This window comes from Roseateles sp. UC29_93 (assembly GCF_042695725.1).
Taxonomy (GTDB): Bacteria; Pseudomonadota; Gammaproteobacteria; order Burkholderiales; family Burkholderiaceae_C; genus Roseateles; species Roseateles noduli_A.
In genome coordinates, this window is the sequence record NZ_CP170545.1 from 5,536,851 (window position 1) to 5,553,955 (window position 17,105).

Below are 17,105 nucleotides of genomic sequence, written 5' to 3' on the forward strand. Positions count from 1 at the left end.
ACGCGTAAACGGAATCACATGCCCGACGATCTCCCGCCCATCACCTCCGCCGAAGCCGAGGTCATGGAAGTGCTCTGGCGCTCCTCGCCGCTGTCGGCGGAGGACATCGCCGCGGCGCTTTCCGACCGGCAGGACTGGCAGCTCGCCACGGTGAAGACGTTGTTGAACCGGCTGCTGAAGAAGGACGCCCTCGTCGCCGAGCGCGACGGCCGGCGCTTCCTCTACGCGCCGCGCTTCCCGCGCGCCGACTGGGCGCACAGCGAGAGCCTCTCGCTGCTCGACCGCCTGTTCGGCGGCAGCCTCGCGCCGCTGGTGTCGCACTTCTCCGCGCGCCGCCAGCTCAAGGCCAGCGACGTCAAGGCGCTCAAGCAGTTGATCGACGACCACGAGCAGCGCGCCGCCAAGCCGCGCAGGTCCCGCAAGGGAGACGCCGCCGATGACTGACGCCCTGCTCCATGCGTTGCTCCGGCAGAGCGCGCTCGTTGCCCTCGTCGCGGTCGCCTTGCTGACCTTGCGTCGTCCCTTGACACGCTGCTTCAGCCCCGGGCTGGCCTACGCGGCCTGGCTGGTGCTGCCGGCGCTGCTGCTGGTCGACCTGCTCCCCGCGAGCCGCCCGCCCCTGACCTACACGCCTGGTCAGATGCGCATGATCATTGCCCCGCCGGTGGAGTCGTCGACCGCGGTTGCCGGCTCGCCGCTCGCATCCGCGATGCTCTGGCTGTCGCTCTGGGCCGTCGGTGCGATGGTCATCGTCGCGCGCATGGTCTGGCTGCAGCGCCGATTCGGTGCGACGCTGACGCGCGACGCGCACGCCCGCCACTGGATCGGCGAACAAGGCCCCGCACTGGTCGGTCTGTGGCCGGCCCGGCTGGTCCTGCCGCCGGATTTCGAGCAACGCTTCGACGCCATCCAACGCCCGCTGGTGCTCGCCCACGAGGACGTCCATCGCCGTCGCTTCGACAACCATTGGAACGCTCTCGCCGCCGCGCTCTGCGCGCTGCACTGGTTCAACCCGCTGGCGTGGCTGGCGCTGCGCGCGATGCGCGCGGACCAGGAGGTGTCCTGCGACCAGGCCGTGATGCGCCGCTTCCCCGGCCGCGAGGCCGACTACGGCCGCGCGCTGCTGCGTGCCCAGCAATCCCCTTCGCCACTCCAGCCGTGGTCCGGCTGGCGCTCGTCCCACCCCTTGATAGAAAGAGTCGCCATGCTGCGTCACCCGCCGCGTTCCCTCGTCCGCCGCCTGCTGGGCGCCACGCTGCTGGCCGCCCTGGCGCTGGGCGCCGCCAACGCCGTGCACGCGACCAAGCCCAAGCCCGCGGACATCCCGCCGGGCGAAGCCCGCATCAGCCTCGACATCGCCGTGGAAGTCACCACCGGCACGAAGGAGGCGAGCGACAAGCGCAAATCGGCCATGCGGCTCATCGTCCGCGAGGGCGAGCAGGCCATGGTGCTGATGGGCGGCACGCTCGACAAACCCACGCCGGATCAGGTCAAGCTCGTCTTCACCGCGCGCCGGCAGCCGCCGGGCAGCCTGCTCGGCGATCTCTTCGTGACCTTCGTGGCCAGCCAGGGCGGACGCCCGCTGTACGCGAACGAGTCGGTGATGGCCAACGCGCAGCCCTCCCACCTGAACGTCGCGCCCGTGGACGGGGCCATGCCGATCATCGATCTGCGAATCACGCCGACGCTGCTGGACTGAACGGCCGCCCCGGCCGCACGCCTCAATAGCCGGCCGCCAGCCCCGTGTTCCGCCGCGGATCGTTCGCGCCGTAGAAGCGGTTGTTCCCCACCGGCTTCCCATTGAGCGACGGCGCGCCGACGATGATCGCCGCCAGGTGGTTCGCCGGATGCGGCGCGCCCAGCTTGTGCCCCATGCCTTCCAGCAGCTTGCGCGTGTCCGGCGAGAACGCATACGGTTCGACGTTGGTCACGTCCGGCAGCCATTGCTGGTGGAAGCGCGGCGCGTCCACCGCCTCCTGCACGTTCATGTCGAAGTCGATGGCGTTGAGCATCGTCTGCAGCACCGCCGTGATGATGCGGCTGCCGCCCGGCGTCCCGACCACCATCACCGGCTTGCCGTCCTTGGTGACGATCGTCGGGCTCATCGACGACAAGGGCCGCTTCCCGGGCGCGATCGCATTCGCCTCGCCCTGCACCAGCCCATACATGTTGGGCACGCCGACCTTGGAGGTGAAGTCGTCCATCTCGTTGTTGAGCAGCACGCCCGTCTTCGCCGCCGTGACCTTCGCGCCGAACCAGTCGTTCAGCGTGTAGGTCACCGACACCGCGTTGCCCCACTTGTCCGCGATCGAGTAGTGCGTCGTGTTGCTGCCCTCATGCGGCGGCACGCCGGGCTTGATCTCCATCGACACGCCCGCCTTCGCCGGGTCGATCGCCGCGCGCAGCTTGGCCGCGTAGTTCTTGTCCAACAGCCGTTGCAGCGGGTTCTTCACGAAGTCCGGATCGCCCAGCGTGCTGTTGCGATCGACGTAGGCATGGCGCATCGCCTCGATCTGGTAGTGCGCGCCCTGCGCCGATCCCCAGCCGAGCTGCCGCAGCGGGTAGCCCTCGAGGATGTTCAGCATCTCGCAGATGATCACGCCGCCGGAGCTCGGCGGCGGCGCCGACACGACGTGGTAGCCGCGGTAGTCGCATTCCACCGGGAGGAGCTCACGCGTCTGGTACTGGTCCAGGTCGGCCTGCGTCAGGATGCCCTTGCCGGCCTGGCTGGACTCGACCAGCGCCTTCGCCACCCAGCCCTTGTAGAAGCCGTCCGTGCCCTTGGCACCGATCTCGCGCAGCGTCTTCGCGAGGTCCTTCTGCACCAGCTTGTCGCCGGCCTGGAAGGGCTTGCCCTTGTTCAGGAAGATCGCGCCCGAGGCCGGGTCCGCCACGAAGTCCTTCGTGGCCGTCTGGAACATGTCGACGTCGCCCTGGTCCAGCGCGAAGCCGCGGTCCGCCAGCGCAATCGCGGGCGCGATCAGCGCGGGGCGCTTCATCGTGCCGTACTTCTCCCGCGCGTACTCCATGCCGGAGACCGTCCCCGGCACGCCCACCGCAAGGTGCCCGTGCGTGCTCAGGCCCTTGATGACGTTGCCGTCCTTGTCGAGGTACATGTTGGCCGTCGCGGCCAGCGGGGCCTTCTCGCGGAAGTCGAGGAAGGTCTTGCGGCCGTCGGCCAGCTGGATCGTCATGAACCCGCCGCCGCCGAGGTTGCCCGCCGCCGGGTACACGACCGCAAGCGCGTAGCCCACCGCCACCGCGGCGTCGACGGCATTGCCGCCGTCCTTGAGCACGTCGACGCCGACCCGCGTCGCGAGGTGCTGCGCGGTCACCACCATGCCGTTCTGCGCGGCCACCGGTGCGGCCGACGCCGCGAGGGACGGCGCCATCGGCGCAAAGGCCAGGGACGCGGTCACCGCCGCGGCACACGTGAGCAAACGGAAAGTCTTCATGAACCTGATTCCTCAAGAGATGCGACGGGGCATTCGACACCCGCGGCGGTGTCGCCCGCAATCCCAAGCGGCGTCAGGTCGTTACTGGAGAGGGTCTTTCAGCGCATCGGGCACCGGCAGTGCGACGATGTCGATGCCCTCGTCCGCGAGCTCGCGCGCCTCGTCCGGCGTCGCGCGGCCGCGGATGCCGCGCTCCTCGGCTTCGCCGTAATGGATGCGGCGCGCCTCGGTGGCGAATCGGTCGCCCACGTCCTCGGTCTTCGCCATCAGCGTGCGAACCGCCTGCAGGACCTGCTTCTGCATCTCGATCGCGATCGGCGGCACGCCGTCCGGCATCGAGGGCCCTGAAGGCAGCGACGGCGCTTCGGCGCCGCTCGTGCGCGACTTCGCCGTCGTCGGCTCGGCGGCGGAAGAGAGATTCAGCCGCGGCGCGCTTGGCATCCGCCGCACGGCCGCGCTGTTGCACAGCGGGCAGCTCAGCAGACCGCGCGCTTGATGCGACTCGAAATCGGTGGCGGAGGCGAACCAGCCCTCAAAGGCATGGCCGGCCTCGCAGGCCAGGTTCAGTACCAGCATGATGGACCGATGCTAGCGGCTGGACGCTTCGTCCGCCGGCATCCAGTCCAATGGCCATGCGCCGGCCCGCCAGCGCTGCAGCCATTGCAGGCAGATCAGCGTCTTCGCGTCGGTGACGCGACCGTCGAAGGCCATGCGGTCGAGCTCGTCCTCGGCCACCGGCAGCAGGTCGAGGAACTCCTCGTCGTCGAGCTGCCGTTCGCCGGCGATCAGGCCGCGGGCGAAGAAGATCTCGATGCGTTCGTCCGAATAGGCGATCGCGTTGTGGAGCACGCCCGCGTAGGCCCACTCGCGCGCGCGGAAGCCGGTCTCCTCGAACAGCTCACGCATCGCGCAGCGCAGCGGAGATTCGTCCGGATCCAGCTTGCCCGCGGGGAACTCCAGCACCACGCGGCCCATCGGATAGCGGTACTGGCGTTCCAGCAGCACGCGGCCGTCGTCGAACAGCGGCACGATCACCGCCGCGCCGGGGTGGCGGATGTACTCGCGCGTGGCCTCCCGGCCATTGGGCAGCGCGACGCGGTCGCGCTTCACATGAAGAAAATTGCCCCGAAGGATCCACTCGGACGCCAGCGGGGCTTCGCGCAGATGTTCGTCGGCATCGGCGGCCGGCGGGATGCCGATCACGCCGTCGTCATCGGGTCGGTTGGCGTCAGGCAGCTTCTTCGTCATCGAACTCTCGCACCTTGGCCCGCGAGCGGCGCAGGTAGCGCCATACGAAACCCGGGAAGCCCAAGGTCACGAACATCGCCAGCGCCGCCGCGTAGAACTCCCAGCCCTGCGGGAAACGCTGGCCCTGCTGCGACTCGAGGCCGAAGCCCACGGCCAGCGTCACCAGCGCGAGCAGGAAGAGCTCCAGCAGGCGCCAGCCGCCGGCCTTGGGATCGCGACGCGGCCCCACCAGCAGGATGCGCGAACTCAGGTAAGGCAGGTTGGCCGCGACAAGCGCGACCACCAGCACCATCCAGACAGAAACGCCTTGATCCATGGTCGTGCTCCGTATCCCGTCGTCGGCCGCTGCCGTTTCCGCCCGCCGTCGCCGGCGATCAGTGCGCCAGCGCGCGCGTGACGGCCTGGCTGCACAGTGCCAGCAGACCGCTCGGCACCAGGCCCAGCACCAGCACCGCGGCGCCGTTCAGCGACATCACCACGCGGGCGTCCGCGGGGGCGCTCAGCGGGCTGTGGTCGGTCGGTTCATCGAAGAACATGACCTTCACGACACGCAGGTAGTAGAACGCGCCCACCAGCGACAGCAGCACCGCGATCACGGCCAGCCAGATGTAGAGCGACTGGCCCGTCGTGACCATCGCCTGCAGCACGGCCAGCTTGCCGTAGAAGCCCACCATCGGCGGGATGCCGGCCAGCGAGAACATATAGATCGCCATCACGAAGGCGTACCACGGGCTGCGCTTGAACAGACCGGCCAGATCGCTGATCTGCTCGGACTCGAAGCCCTGGCGCGCCAGCAGCATGATCAGGCCGAAGCTGCCCAGCGTCGTCAGCACGTAGGTGATCGCGTAGAACATCGCCGAGCTGTAGGCGTTCAGCGCATGCAGGTCCGGCTGGCCGTTCACCACGCCCGAAGCCAGGCCCAGCACGACGAAGCCCATCTGCGAGATCGTCGAGTACGCCAGCATCCGCTTCAGGTTGCTCTGCGCGATCGCCGCCAGGTTGCCCACGACCAGCGAGGCCACCGCCATCACCAGCATCATCTGCTGCCAGTCGGTCGCCAGCGGCAGCATGCCTTCCACCAGCAGGCGCAGCGTCATGCCCAGCGCGGCCAGCTTGGGCGCGCCGCCGATCAGCAGCGTCGCGGCCGTCGGCGCGCCCTGGTAGACGTCCGGCACCCACATGTGGAAAGGCGCGGCGCCCAGCTTGAAGCCCAGGCCGGCGACGACGAAGACCACGCCCAGCACCAGCACGCCCTTGTTGACGGTGCCGGTGGAGATGACCTCGAACACGCGCGGGATCGAGAGCGAGCCCGTGGCGCCGTACATCATCGACAGGCCGTACAGCAGGAAGCCCGAGGCCAGCGCGCCCAGCACGAAGTACTTCATCGCGGCTTCGGTCGAGATCGTGTGATCGCGACGCAGCGCCGTCAGCGCGTACAGCGACAGGCTCATCAGCTCCAGACCCAGGTAGGTGGTCAGGAAGTTGTTGGCCGCCACCATCACGTTGACGCCCAGCAGCACCAGCAGGCTCAGCGTGAACAGTTCGCCCTTGAGGATGTCGCGCGACTCGGCGTACGGACGCGCGTAGACCAGCGTGACGATCAGCGCGATGGCGCTGACGCCGCTCAGCAGGTGGCTGAGCGGGTCGACGACCAGCATGCCCTGCATCGTCTCGGTGGGCACGTCGCCCATCGCGGCGAAGTGCATCACGCCGACCACCGCCAGGCTGAGCTGCGTCAGCCAGTAGGTCGTCGTGCGGCGCGCGTCGGTGACGAACAGGTCCACCAGCGCGACCACGCAGGCCAGCGCCAGCAACAGGATTTCGGGATAGACCGCGACCCAGTTCATGTCGTTCATTGTGTTGGGCCCTTATTGGATCTTGGACACCGCGACGTGCTTGAGCAGCGCGTCGACGGATTGATGCATCACGTCGGTGAACGGCTTCGGGTACACGCCCATGTAGAGCGTCGCGATCGCCAGCACGCCCAGCATCAGGAACTCGCGGCCGTTGATGTCGGTCAGGTTGCGGACGTTGTCGTTGGTCACCGCGCCGAAGTAGACGCGCTTGATCATCCACAGCGTGTAGGCCGCGCCGAAGATCAGCGCCGTGGCCGCCAGCAGGCCGATCCAGAAGTTGTGGCCGACGGCGCCCAGGATCACCATCCACTCGCCCACGAAACCGGCCGTCGCCGGCAGGCCGCAGTTGGCCATGCCGAAGAACACCGCCAGCGCCGCGAACTTGGGCATCGTGTTGACGACGCCGCCGTAGTCGGCGATCTCACGCGAATGCACGCGGTCGTACAGGACGCCGATGCACAGGAACATCGCGCCCGACACGAAGCCGTGCGAGATCATCTGCACCAGGCCGCCGGCGACGCCCAGCTCGTTGAAGATGAAGAAGCCCAGCGTCACGAAGCCCATGTGGGCCACCGACGAGTAGGCCACCAGCTTCTTCATGTCGCGCTGGACCATGGCCACCAGGCCGATGTAGATCACGGCGATCAGCGACAGGCCGATGATGAACCAGTCGTAGTGACGCGCGGCGTCAGGCGCGATCGGCAGCGAGAAGCGCAGGAAGCCGTAGGCGCCCAGCTTCAGCATGATGGCCGCCAGGACCACCGAGCCGCCGGTCGGCGCCTCCACGTGGGCGTCCGGCAACCACGTGTGCACCGGCCACATCGGCACCTTCACCGCGAAGGCCGCGAAGAAGGCGAAGAACAGCAGGGTCTGCGCCGGCATCCCCAGCGGCAGCTTGTGCCACAGCAGGATCTCGAAGCTGCCCGACTGGCTGTACAGGTACAGCAGCGCGATCAGCATCAGCAGCGAGCCGGCCAGCGTGTACAGGAAGAACTTGAAGGCCGCGTACACGCGACGAGGTCCGCCCCAGACGCCGATGATGATGTACATCGGGATCAGCGTGGCCTCGAAGAACACGTAGAACAGCATGCCGTCGAGCGCGCAGAACACGCCGATCATCAGGCCCGACAGGATCAGGAAGGCGCCCATGTACTGGTGCACCCGCGTGTCGATCACTTCCCAGGCCGCGATCACCACGATGATCGAGATGAAGGCCGTCAGCGGGACGAACCACATCGAGATGCCGTCCACGCCCAGGTGGTAGTGGATGTTGAAGCGCGGGATCCAGGTCGCGACCTCGACGAACTGCATCGCCGCCGTCGAGTTGTCGAAGCCGCTGATCAGCGGCAGCGTCACCAGGAAGGACGCGACCGCCGCGACCAGCGCCATCCAGCGCACCGCGCCGGCATTGTTGTCGCGCCCGAGCGCGAGCAGCAGGCCACCGCAGACGATGGGCAGCCAAATGGAGAGACTTAGCAACATTCTTATTCTCCGCCCGCGTCAGAGGCCGAACAGGGCCTTGAATTGGGGCCCCATGTAAGGCCACAGCTGCCAGGTCATCAGACCCACGACACCCAGGATCATCACCAGCGCGTACCAGTACAGGTGGCCGGTCTGGATCAGCCGCACCAGGCCGGCGACGCCGCCCACCGTGCGCGCCGAGCCGTTGATCAGCACGCCGTCGATGACGCCCTGGTCGCCGCCCTTCCACAGGCCGGATCCGAGCGCGCGCGCGCCGCGGGCCAGCACGTTCTCGTTGAACCAGTCCATGTAGTACTTGTTCTCGAGGATCGTCACGATCGGGCGGAAGATGCGCGCGATCGCGGCCGGGATCGCCGGGCTGATCATGTAGAACCAGTAGGCCACGGCCACGCCGGCGATCGCCAGCCACAGCGGCAGCGTCTGCAGGCTGTGCACCGCCATCGCGACGGCGCCGTGGAACTCCTCGCCCAGTTCGGTCATCGCGTGATGGACCTCGTGGTTCACGAAGATCGAGTCCTTGAAGAAGTCGCCGTGCAGCATCGGCTTGATCGTGAAGAAGCCGATCAGCACCGACGGGATCGCCAGCAGCACCAGCGGCACCGTCACCACCCACTTCGACTCATGCGGGGTGTGGTCGTGCGCGTCACCGTGATGGTCGTCGTGATCATCGTGGTGGTCGTGCTCGCCCGGGAAGGGCTTGTGGTGGAAGTTCTCCTTGCCGTGGAAGACCAGGAAGTACATCCGGAAGCTGTAGAACGCCGTCACGAAGACGCCGGCCACCACCGCGAAGTAGGCGAAGCCCGCGCCCGGCAGGTGCGAGGCGTGGACCGCCTCGATGATCGAGTCCTTCGAGTAGAAGCCCGAGAAGAACGGCGTGCCGATCAGCGCCAGCGAGCCCAGCAGCGAGGTGATCCAGGTCACCTTCATGTACTTGCGCAGGCCGCCCATGTTGCGGATGTCCTGGTCATGGTGCATGCCGATGATCACGGAGCCCGCGCCGAGGAACAGCAGCGCCTTGAAGAACGCATGCGTCATCAGGTGGAACACCGCCACCGAGTAGGCCGAGGCGCCCAGCGCCACCGTCATGTAGCCCAGCTGCGAGAGCGTGGAGTACGCGACGACGCGCTTGATGTCGTTCTGGATGATGCCCAGGAAGCCCATGAACAGCGCCGTGATCGAGCCGATCACCAGCACGAAGCTCAGCGCCGTGTCGGACAGCTCGAACAGCGGGCTGAAGCGCGACACCATGAAGATGCCGGCCGTCACCATCGTCGCCGCGTGGATCAGCGCCGAGATCGGGGTCGGGCCTTCCATCGAGTCCGGCAGCCACACGTGCAGCGGGAACTGCGCCGACTTGCCCATCGCGCCGATGAACAGGCAGATGCAGGCCACGCTCAGCATCATCCACGGCTCGCCGCCGAAGGGATTCGCGAAGCCGATCTTGGCCAGTTCCGCCGACTTGGCGAAGGTCTCGGTGTAGTTCAGCGAGCCGCCGTAGGCGACCAGCAGGCCGATGCCCAGGATGAAGCCGAAGTCGCCGACCCGGTTCACCAGGAAGGCCTTCATGTTGGCGAAGATCGCCGTCGGCTTCGTGTACCAGAAGCCGATCAGCAGGTAGGACACGAGGCCCACCGCTTCCCAGCCGAAGAACAGCTGCAGCATGTTGTTGGACATCACCAGCATCAGCATGCTGAAGGTGAACAACGAGATGTAGCTGAAGAAGCGCTGGTAGCCGGGGTCTTCCTCCATGTAGCCGATGGTGTAGATGTGCACCATCAGCGAGACGAAGGTCACCACGCACATCATCATCGCGGACAGGCCGTCGATCATGAAGCCGACTTCCATCTTCAGGCCGCCCAGCACCATCCACTCGTAGACGGTCTGGTTGAAGCGCGCGCCGTCGAGCACGGCGTTGAGCGTCATCACGGAGATGATCAGCGCCACCAGCACGCCGAGGATGGTCACGACGTGGGCGCCGCGGCGGCCCACCTGCTTGCCGAACAGGCCCGCCACGATGGCGCCGGCCAACGGCGCCAGGGGCACCGCCAGCAGCATGTTCTGAGAGAGTGTTGCAGACATTGTTTTTCTCGCTTCCTGACGCTCGTCAGCCCTTCAGGGCGTCCAGCTCTTCCACGTCGATGCTGCTGCGGTTGCGGAACAGCACGACCAGGATCGCCAGGCCGATCGCCGACTCGGCGGCCGCCACGGTGAGGATGAAGAACACGAACACCTGGCCGGCCATGTCGCCCAGGTAGTGCGAGAACGCCACGAAGTTCATGTTGACCGCCAGCAGCATCAGCTCGATGGCCATCAGCAGCACGATCAGGTTCTTGCGGTTCAGGAAGATGCCGATCACCGACAGCGCGAACAGGAACGCGCCCAGGATCAGGAAATGGTTCAGGCTCAGCGCACCCATCACGCGGCTCCTTCGTTCTTGTCAGCCGCCGGCAGCGACGGCGCTTCGACGGTCGGGGCGACCTTGACGATGCGCAGGCGGTCCGCCTTCTTCACGCGCACCTGCTGCGACGCGTCCTGGTGGCGCGAGTCCTTGCGGCCGCGCAGCGTCAACGCGATCGCCGCGATGATCCCCACCAGCAGCAGCACCGCGGCGATCTGCACCGGGAACAGGTAGTTGGTGTAGATCTCGATGCCCAGCAGCTTGGTGTTGCCCAGCTGCGCCATGTTGGGGATCTCCGGGGCGTTCTCGACGCCGCGGAAGCCGCCCATCAGCACGGCGGCGATCTCCAGCGCGATGACCGCGCCGACGAGGCTGGCCACCGGCAGGTGCTTCCAGATGCTCTCGCGCACGGCGGTGGACTCGAAGTCCAGCATCATCACGACGAACAGGAACAGCACCATCACGGCGCCGATGTAGACCAGCACCAGCGTGATGGCCAGGAACTCCGCCTTCAGCAGCATCCACAGACAGGAGGCGCTGAAGAACGAGAGGATCAGGAACAGGGCCGAGTGCACGGTGCTCTTGGCCGTGATGACACGGACCGCGGAGGCCAGCAGTACGAACGAGAAAACGTAGAAGAGCGCGGTAGTGATATCCATGCGATGTCCTGCAAGCAGGCCGCCGGTCGCGGTCCTCTCCCCTCGCCTCGCGGCGCGGTGAAGACGACCGCCGGACCGGTCAGCGGTACTTGGCGTCGGCCTCCTTGCTGGCTGCGATCTGCGGCTCGTACCGGTCCCCCCACCGCCAGGAGCATCTCCTTGGTGAAGTACAGGTCGCCGCGCTTCTCGCCGTGGTATTCGAAGATGTCGGTCTCGACGATCGAGTCCACCGGGCAGCTCTCTTCGCAGAAGCCGCAGAAGATGCACTTGGTCAGGTCGATGTCGTAGCGCGTCGTGCGGCGCGAGCCGTCGGCGCGCACCTCCGATTCGATCGTGATCGCCATGGCGGGGCACACGGCCTCGCACAGCTTGCAGGCGATGCAGCGCTCTTCACCGTTCTCGTACCGGCGCAGCGCGTGCAGACCGCGGAAGCGAGGAGACAGCGGGGTCTTCTCTTCCGGGAACTGCACCGTGATGTTCTTCGAGAGGAAATGCCGGCCGGTGAGGGCCATGCCCTTCAGCAGCTCGGTGAGCATGAAGCTCTTGACTAGGTCCTTGATCACAGCGGATACCTCGGATTACTTCCAGATATTGAACGGCGACTGGATCCACAGACCCACCACGACGAGCCACACCAGGGTGACCGGAATGAAGATCTTCCAGCCCAGACGCATGATCTGGTCATAGCGGTAGCGCGGGAAGGTCGCGCGCACCCACAGGAAGCAGGTCACGACGAAGAAGGTCTTGGCGAACAGCCAGAACCAGTTCCAGAACGCCATCGAGTGCTGGATCCACGCGGGCGTGTCCATGCCCAGCAGCGACCACGAGATCGGGGCCGACCAGCCGCCCAGGAACATCAGCACCGCCAGGGCCGACACCAGGATCATGTTGGCGTACTCGGCCAGGAAGAACATCGCGAACGACATGCCCGAGTACTCGATCATGTGACCGGCCACGATTTCCGATTCGCCTTCGACGACGTCGAACGGGTGGCGGTTCGTCTCGGCCAGGCCGGAGATGAAGTACACCAGGAAGATCGGCAGCAGCGGCAGCCAGTTCCAGGACAGGATGTTCACGCCGTGCGATGCGAACCAGCCCTGCTCCTGGCTGGTCACGATGGCGCTGACGTTCATCGAGCCGGTCACCATCAGCACGACGACCAGGCAGAAGCCCATCGCGATCTCGTAGGAGACCATCTGTGCCGAGGCGCGCAACGCGCCCAGGAAGGCGTACTTCGAGTTCGAGGCCCAGCCCGCGATGATCACGCCGTAGACCTCGAGCGAGGTGATGGCCATCAGGAACAGCAGGCCGGCGTTGACGTCGGCAATCGCGACGCCCGGGCCGAAGGGCACGACCGCCCAGGCGGCCAGCGCCGGCATGATCGTCATGATCGGGCCGAGGAAGAACAGGCCCTTGTTCGCGGCGCTCGGGACGATGATCTCCTTGAAGATCAGCTTCACGGCGTCGGCGATCGGGGTCAGCAGGCCCAGCGGACCGACACGGTTCGGACCCGGACGGATCTGCGACCAGCCGATGGCCTTGCGTTCCCACAGCGTCAGGTAGGCGACGCAGCCCAGCAGCGGCAGCAGCACGGCGATGATCTTGAGCACGCTCCAGACCACCGGCCAGACCACACCTCCCAGCAGCGAGGCGCCGGCGTTATAGAAGTTTTCCATCGTCGTCTCGTCCTCAGGCCTTGGTCACGGCGATCGCGCCGGTGAACGCGCCCAGTGCGGCGGTCTCGGGGATGCCGGCGGGGATGCGCACCACGGTCGCGGGCAGCGATGCGTCCAGCTGCGCGGCCAGCACGGCCTCGCCGCCGTTCTGCGTCACGCGCACCTGCGCACCCTGCTCGGTCAGGCCGAGTTCGGTCCACAGCGCCTGCGGCAGCGAGGCGATCGCCGCGTCACGGCCGTCGCGGGTCAGCTGCAGCGAGGTGGCGCGGCGCACCAGGGCGTCGGTCGCGTAGATCGGCACCGTCGTCAGGCGTTCCAGGCCTTGCACCGGCGCGGCTGCGGCGGATTGGGCCGACACGGTGTTGCCCAGGCGGTTCGTCAGGTCCAGCGACGAGCCCAGGGCCGCGGTGCGGACCTGCTCGGAGCTGTCGAAGTCGAAGCCTTGCAGGCTCAGCAGGTTGCCCAGCACGCGCAGGATCTTCCAGCCCGGGCGGGTCTCGCCGCGGGCCTTGGCCACGCCGACGAAGCTCTGCAGGCGGCCTTCCGCGTTGACGAAGCTGCCCGAGGTCTCGGTGAACGGCGCCGTCGGCAGCAGCACGTCGGCGAACTCGACCACCGGGCCGGTCTTGAACGGCGTCAGCACGACGACCATCTCGGCCGCGTTGACGGCCTTGGCGGCGGCGGCGGCGTTCGCGCCGTCCAGCACCGGGTCGGTGTTGAGCAGCAGCAGCGCCTTGGCCGGCTGGTCGTTCAGCAGCTGGGCCGCCGTGCGACCGCCCTGCCCCGGACGGGCGTTGACGAGCTGCGCGCCGACGCTGTTCGCAGCGGCCGACAGCACGCCGACGGTGGCGCCGGTCTGCTCGCCGATCCAGTTCGCCAGCGACAGCAGCGTCGCGGCCTGCGGATGCTGGATCGCGGCGTTGCCGATCAGCACGGCCTTGCGCTCGCCCGACAGCAGCGTGTCGGCGATCGCCTTGGCGGCGTCGGTCGCGTTGCCTTGCACCGGCGCGCTCACGCCCTTGGCGGCGCCGATGGCGGCGGCGACGTTGGCCAGTTCAGCGACCCAGGCCGACGGCGCGGCGGTGATCGCGGCAGCGACCGGCATCTTCCAGTCTTCGACCGAGCCGGCCAGCGACACGATCTGCGCGCCGCGGCGGGCGGCCTGGCGCAGGCGTTGCGCGAACAGCGGGTGGTCCTTGCGCAGCGACGAGCCGACGACGAAGGCGCGGTCCAGTTGCGACAACGATGCGATCGAGGTGCCGAGCCACAGCGCCTTGCCGTCCGCGGCGCGCAGCGCCGGGTCGACGACGCGCAGCTGCGTGTCGATGTTCTCGCTGCCCAGGCCGCGCACCAGTTGCGCCAGCAGGTGCAGTTCCTCGACGGTGCTGTGCTCGGAGCCCAGCGCGGCGATGGACGCGCCGCCCTTCTCCGTCTTGACCTGCTTCAGGCCGTTGGCGACGTATTCCAGCGCGGTGGTCCAGTCGACCGACTTCCACTCGCCGCCCTGCTTGAGCATCGGCGTGGTCAGGCGTTCGTCGCCGTTCAGCGCTTCGTAGGAGAAGCGGTCGCGGTCGGCGATCCAGCACTCGTTGACGGCTTCGTTCTCCAGCGGGACGACGCGCATCACTTCGTTGTTCTTGACCTGGACGATCAGGTTCGCGCCGGTCGAGTCATGCGGGCTGACGCTCTTGCGACGCGACAGTTCCCAGGTGCGGGCGCTGTAGCGGAAGGGCTTGCTGGTCAGCGCGCCGACCGGGCAGATGTCGATCATGTTGCCCGACAGCTCCGAGTCCACGGTGCGGCCGACGAAGGTCTGGATCTCGCTGTGCTCGCCGCGGTGCGCCATGCCCAGCTCCATCACGCCGGAGATCTCCTGGCCGAAGCGGACGCAGCGCGTGCAGTGGATGCAGCGGCTCATCTCTTCCATCGAGATCAGCGGGCCGACGTTCTTGTGGAACACCACGCGCTTCTCTTCCGAGTAGCGCGAGGCGCTGGCGCCGTAACCGACGGCCAGATCCTGCAGCTGGCATTCGCCGCCCTGGTCGCAGATCGGGCAGTCCAGCGGGTGATTGATCAGCAGGAACTCCATCACGCCCTGCTGGGCCTTGATGGCTTTCTCGCTCTTGGTGCGGACGATCATGCCCTGCGTCACCGGCGTCGCGCAGGCGGGCAGCGGCTTGGGCGCCTTCTCCACGTCCACCAGGCACATGCGGCAGTTGGCCGCGATGCTCAGCTTCTTGTGATAGCAGAAGTGCGGGATGTAGGTGCCGGCCTTCTCGGCGGCATGCATCACCATGCTGCCTTCGGGCACTTCGACCTTCTGGCCGTCGAGTTCGATTTCAACCATAGTTCTTCTCAGCGGCTCCGATCAGGCGTGCGCCGGCGACTTCGCCGAGGCGGACGGGGACGACGCGGCAGGCGCCTTGTTCTGCTGGGCCTGTTCGATCATCGCGATGAACTCACCCTTGAAGTGCTTGAGCATCGCGCGCACCGGCATCGCCGCGGCGTCGCCCAGCGCGCAGATGGTGCGGCCCTGGATGTTGTCGGCCACGGAGTTCAGCAGGTCGATGTCCTCGACGCGGCCCTTGCCGTGGGCGATGCGCTCGATCACGCGGTGCATCCAGCCCGTGCCTTCGCGGCAGGGGGTGCACTGGCCGCAGGACTCGTGCGCGTAGAAGTAGGACAGGCGCAGCAGGCTGGTCACCATGCAGCGGGTCTCGTCCATCACGATGACGGCGCCCGAACCCAGCATCGAGCCGGCCTTGGCGATGGAGTCATAGTCCATCGTGCACTGCATCATGACGTCGGCCGGCAGCACCGGGGCCGACGAGCCGCCGGGGATGACCGCCTTGAGCTTGCGGCCGCCGCGCATGCCGCCGGCGAGCTCGAGCAGCTTCTCGAACGAGGTGCCCAGCGGGATCTCGTAGTTGCCGGGACGCTCGACGTCGCCGGAGATCGAGAAGATCTTGGTGCCGCCGTTGTTGGGCTTGCCGACCTCGAGGTAGGCCTGGCCGCCGTTGCGGATGATCCAGGGCACCGCCGCGAAGGTCTCGGTGTTGTTGATGGTCGTCGGCTTGCCGTACAGGCCGAACGAGGCCGGGAACGGCGGCTTGAAGCGGGGCTGGCCCTTCTTGCCTTCGAGCGATTCCAGCAGCGCGGTTTCCTCGCCGCAGATGTAGGCGCCGAAGCCGTGGTGGCCGTGCAGCTGGAAGCTGAAGTTGCTGCCCAGGATGTTGTCGCCCAGCAGGCCGGCCGCGCGGGCCTCTTCCAGCGCGGCTTCGAAGCGTTCGTACACCTCGAAGATCTCGCCGTGGATGTAGTTGTAGCCGACCTTGATGCCCATCGCGTACGCCGCGATCGCCATGCCTTCGATGACGATGTGCGGGTTGTACATGAGGATGTCGCGGTCCTTGCAGGTACCCGGCTCGCCCTCGTCGCTGTTGCAGACCAGGTACTTCGCGCCCGGGAACTGGCGCGGCATGAAGCTCCACTTCAGGCCGGTCGGGAAACCCGCGCCGCCGCGGCCGCGCAGGCCGGAGGCCTTCACTTCCGCGATGACCTGGTCGGAGGTCATGCCCTGACCCTCGCCCTGGGCGAGGATCTTGCGCAGGGCCTGGTAGCCGCCGCGCGCTTCGTAGTCCTTCAGCGACCAGTTCTTGCCATCGAGGCCCGCGTAGATCTGCGGGGTGATGTTGCGGTCGTGGAAGCAGGTCTCGGCACCCGTGGCCTGCCACTTCGAGAGGTCGATGTTCGCGATGTTGGTCATCGTCCAGGTCCCTCAGTTCTTGTTGGCCACAGATTGCTGGCCATGGTGCGCTCTGAGCGCATCCACCAGCTCATCGAGACGTTCGGCGCTCATGAAGCTGAGCATCTGGCGATCGTTCACCAGCATCACCGGCGAGTCGGCGCAGGCGCCCAGGCACTCGCTCTGCTGCACGGTGAAGACGCCGTCGGCGGTCGTGCCGCCGGCCTCGACGCCCAGCTTCTTGCACAGGTGGTCCAGCGCCTTCTGGCCGTCGCGCAGCTGGCACGGCAGGTTGGTGCAGACGTTCAGCTTGAACAGGCCCAGCTTGCGCTGGTTGTACATGTTGTAGAAGGTCGTGACCTCGTACACGGCGATCGCCGGCATGCCCAGGTACTGCGCGATCGCGTCCTCGGCCTCGCGGGACACGAAGCCCTGCTCCTGCTGGACGATGGACAGGCAGGCCATGACGGCCGACTGCGCCTGCTCGGCCGGGTACTTGGCGACTTCGCGCGCGAAGCGGGCCGCGGTGGCCTCGCTCAACACGAACCCGGTGCTCACAATTTCAGTGCTGCTCATGCGGTCACCA

At 67.1% G+C, this 17,105-nt stretch carries 15 protein-coding genes and 1 pseudogene; 2 read left to right on the forward strand and 14 right to left on the reverse strand.

Going from position 1 to position 17,105, the window contains the following annotated elements; genetic code table 11:
• Positions 1-18 precede the first annotated feature (18 nt).
• Both ACFJIX_RS25670 and ACFJIX_RS25675 read left to right on the forward strand, forming a co-directional pair.
• Positions 19-444, forward strand: a complete 426-nt coding sequence (locus ACFJIX_RS25670) for a BlaI/MecI/CopY family transcriptional regulator (RefSeq protein ID WP_377155445.1) — start codon at positions 19-21, stop codon at positions 442-444.
• Complete coding sequence (locus tag ACFJIX_RS25675) at positions 437-1,699, forward strand: M56 family metallopeptidase (RefSeq protein ID WP_377155446.1); 1,263 nt, start codon at positions 437-439, stop codon at positions 1,697-1,699. The genes ACFJIX_RS25670 and ACFJIX_RS25675 overlap by 8 nt, the downstream gene beginning before the upstream one ends.
• Positions 1,700-1,721: 22 nt before the next feature.
• Here the strand turns inward: ACFJIX_RS25675 and ggt are convergent, their stop codons facing one another.
• From ggt to nuoE, 14 genes and pseudogenes are all read right to left on the reverse strand, one after another.
• The gene (gene ggt / locus ACFJIX_RS25680; RefSeq protein WP_377161976.1) at positions 1,722-3,392 is read right to left on the reverse strand and encodes a gamma-glutamyltransferase; all 1,671 of its coding nucleotides are present in this window, start codon (positions 3,390-3,392) and stop codon (positions 1,722-1,724) included.
• Between the two features lie 144 nt (positions 3,393-3,536).
• Entirely contained in the window at positions 3,537-4,031 is a 495-nt protein-coding gene (locus tag ACFJIX_RS25685; RefSeq protein ID WP_377155447.1) for a DUF1178 family protein, read from the reverse strand.
• 12 nt (positions 4,032-4,043) lie between these two features.
• Positions 4,044-4,703, reverse strand: coding sequence for an NUDIX domain-containing protein (locus ACFJIX_RS25690; RefSeq protein ID WP_377155448.1), 660 nt, complete (start codon positions 4,701-4,703; stop codon positions 4,044-4,046).
• Positions 4,684-5,019, reverse strand: coding sequence for a DUF2818 family protein (locus tag ACFJIX_RS25695; protein WP_377155449.1), 336 nt, complete (start codon positions 5,017-5,019; stop codon positions 4,684-4,686). Before ACFJIX_RS25695 ends, ACFJIX_RS25690 begins: the two co-directional genes overlap by 20 nt.
• Before the next feature lie 58 nt (positions 5,020-5,077).
• Positions 5,078-6,559: an NADH-quinone oxidoreductase subunit NuoN gene (nuoN, locus tag ACFJIX_RS25700; RefSeq protein WP_377155450.1), complete on the reverse strand. Its 1,482-nt coding sequence runs from the start codon at positions 6,557-6,559 to the stop codon at positions 5,078-5,080.
• Between the two features lie 12 nt (positions 6,560-6,571).
• Positions 6,572-8,041: an NADH-quinone oxidoreductase subunit M gene (locus ACFJIX_RS25705; protein ID WP_377155451.1), complete on the reverse strand. Its 1,470-nt coding sequence runs from the start codon at positions 8,039-8,041 to the stop codon at positions 6,572-6,574.
• 18 nt (positions 8,042-8,059) lie between these two features.
• Positions 8,060-10,120: an NADH-quinone oxidoreductase subunit L gene (gene nuoL, locus ACFJIX_RS25710; protein ID WP_377155453.1), complete on the reverse strand. Its 2,061-nt coding sequence runs from the start codon at positions 10,118-10,120 to the stop codon at positions 8,060-8,062.
• A gap of 25 nt (positions 10,121-10,145) precedes the next feature.
• Positions 10,146-10,457: an NADH-quinone oxidoreductase subunit NuoK gene (gene nuoK, locus ACFJIX_RS25715; protein WP_067273420.1), complete on the reverse strand. Its 312-nt coding sequence runs from the start codon at positions 10,455-10,457 to the stop codon at positions 10,146-10,148.
• On the reverse strand, positions 10,457-11,098 hold the full coding sequence (locus tag ACFJIX_RS25720; RefSeq protein WP_377155454.1) for an NADH-quinone oxidoreductase subunit J: 642 nt from the start codon (positions 11,096-11,098) through the stop codon (positions 10,457-10,459). The genes nuoK and ACFJIX_RS25720 overlap by 1 nt, the downstream gene beginning before the upstream one ends.
• A 79-nt stretch (positions 11,099-11,177) precedes the next feature.
• Positions 11,178-11,634, reverse strand: a pseudogene (gene nuoI, locus ACFJIX_RS25725) (NADH-quinone oxidoreductase subunit NuoI).
• Between the two features lie 42 nt (positions 11,635-11,676).
• On the reverse strand, positions 11,677-12,774 hold the full coding sequence (gene nuoH, locus ACFJIX_RS25730; RefSeq protein ID WP_377155455.1) for an NADH-quinone oxidoreductase subunit NuoH: 1,098 nt from the start codon (positions 12,772-12,774) through the stop codon (positions 11,677-11,679).
• A 13-nt stretch (positions 12,775-12,787) separates the two neighbouring features.
• The gene (gene nuoG / locus ACFJIX_RS25735; RefSeq protein ID WP_377155456.1) at positions 12,788-15,121 is read right to left on the reverse strand and encodes an NADH-quinone oxidoreductase subunit NuoG; all 2,334 of its coding nucleotides are present in this window, start codon (positions 15,119-15,121) and stop codon (positions 12,788-12,790) included.
• A 21-nt stretch (positions 15,122-15,142) separates the two neighbouring features.
• Entirely contained in the window at positions 15,143-16,540 is a 1,398-nt protein-coding gene (nuoF, locus tag ACFJIX_RS25740; RefSeq protein ID WP_377155457.1) for an NADH-quinone oxidoreductase subunit NuoF, read from the reverse strand.
• A 12-nt stretch (positions 16,541-16,552) separates the two neighbouring features.
• Positions 16,553-17,095 (reverse strand): NADH-quinone oxidoreductase subunit NuoE, encoded by a 543-nt coding sequence (gene nuoE, locus ACFJIX_RS25745; protein WP_377155458.1) that lies wholly within the window; start codon positions 17,093-17,095, stop codon positions 16,553-16,555.
• Between the last annotated feature and the right edge of the window lie 10 nt (positions 17,096-17,105).

Coding starts and splice junctions, on each gene's coding strand:
- nuoH (WP_377155455.1), bottom strand. CDS start 12,774: ATGGAAAACTTCTATAACGCCGGCGCCTCGCTGCTGGGAGGTGTGGTC.
- ACFJIX_RS25695 (WP_377155449.1), bottom strand. CDS start 5,019: ATGGATCAAGGCGTTTCTGTCTGGATGGTGCTGGTGGTCGCGCTTGTC.
- ACFJIX_RS25675 (WP_377155446.1), top strand. CDS start 437: ATGACTGACGCCCTGCTCCATGCGTTGCTCCGGCAGAGCGCGCTCGTT.
- nuoK (WP_067273420.1), bottom strand. CDS start 10,457: ATGGGTGCGCTGAGCCTGAACCATTTCCTGATCCTGGGCGCGTTCCTG.
- ACFJIX_RS25685 (WP_377155447.1), bottom strand. CDS start 4,031: ATGCTGGTACTGAACCTGGCCTGCGAGGCCGGCCATGCCTTTGAGGGC.
- ACFJIX_RS25705 (WP_377155451.1), bottom strand. CDS start 8,041: ATGTTGCTAAGTCTCTCCATTTGGCTGCCCATCGTCTGCGGTGGCCTG.
- ggt (WP_377161976.1), bottom strand. CDS start 3,392: ATGGCGCCGTCCCTCGCGGCGTCGGCCGCACCGGTGGCCGCGCAGAAC.
- ACFJIX_RS25690 (WP_377155448.1), bottom strand. CDS start 4,703: ATGACGAAGAAGCTGCCTGACGCCAACCGACCCGATGACGACGGCGTG.
- nuoN (WP_377155450.1), bottom strand. CDS start 6,559: ATGAACGACATGAACTGGGTCGCGGTCTATCCCGAAATCCTGTTGCTG.
- nuoF (WP_377155457.1), bottom strand. CDS start 16,540: ATGACCAACATCGCGAACATCGACCTCTCGAAGTGGCAGGCCACGGGT.
- ACFJIX_RS25720 (WP_377155454.1), bottom strand. CDS start 11,098: ATGGATATCACTACCGCGCTCTTCTACGTTTTCTCGTTCGTACTGCTG.
- nuoG (WP_377155456.1), bottom strand. CDS start 15,121: ATGGTTGAAATCGAACTCGACGGCCAGAAGGTCGAAGTGCCCGAAGGC.
- nuoL (WP_377155453.1), bottom strand. CDS start 10,120: ATGTCTGCAACACTCTCTCAGAACATGCTGCTGGCGGTGCCCCTGGCG.
- nuoE (WP_377155458.1), bottom strand. CDS start 17,095: ATGAGCAGCACTGAAATTGTGAGCACCGGGTTCGTGTTGAGCGAGGCC.
- ACFJIX_RS25670 (WP_377155445.1), top strand. CDS start 19: ATGCCCGACGATCTCCCGCCCATCACCTCCGCCGAAGCCGAGGTCATG.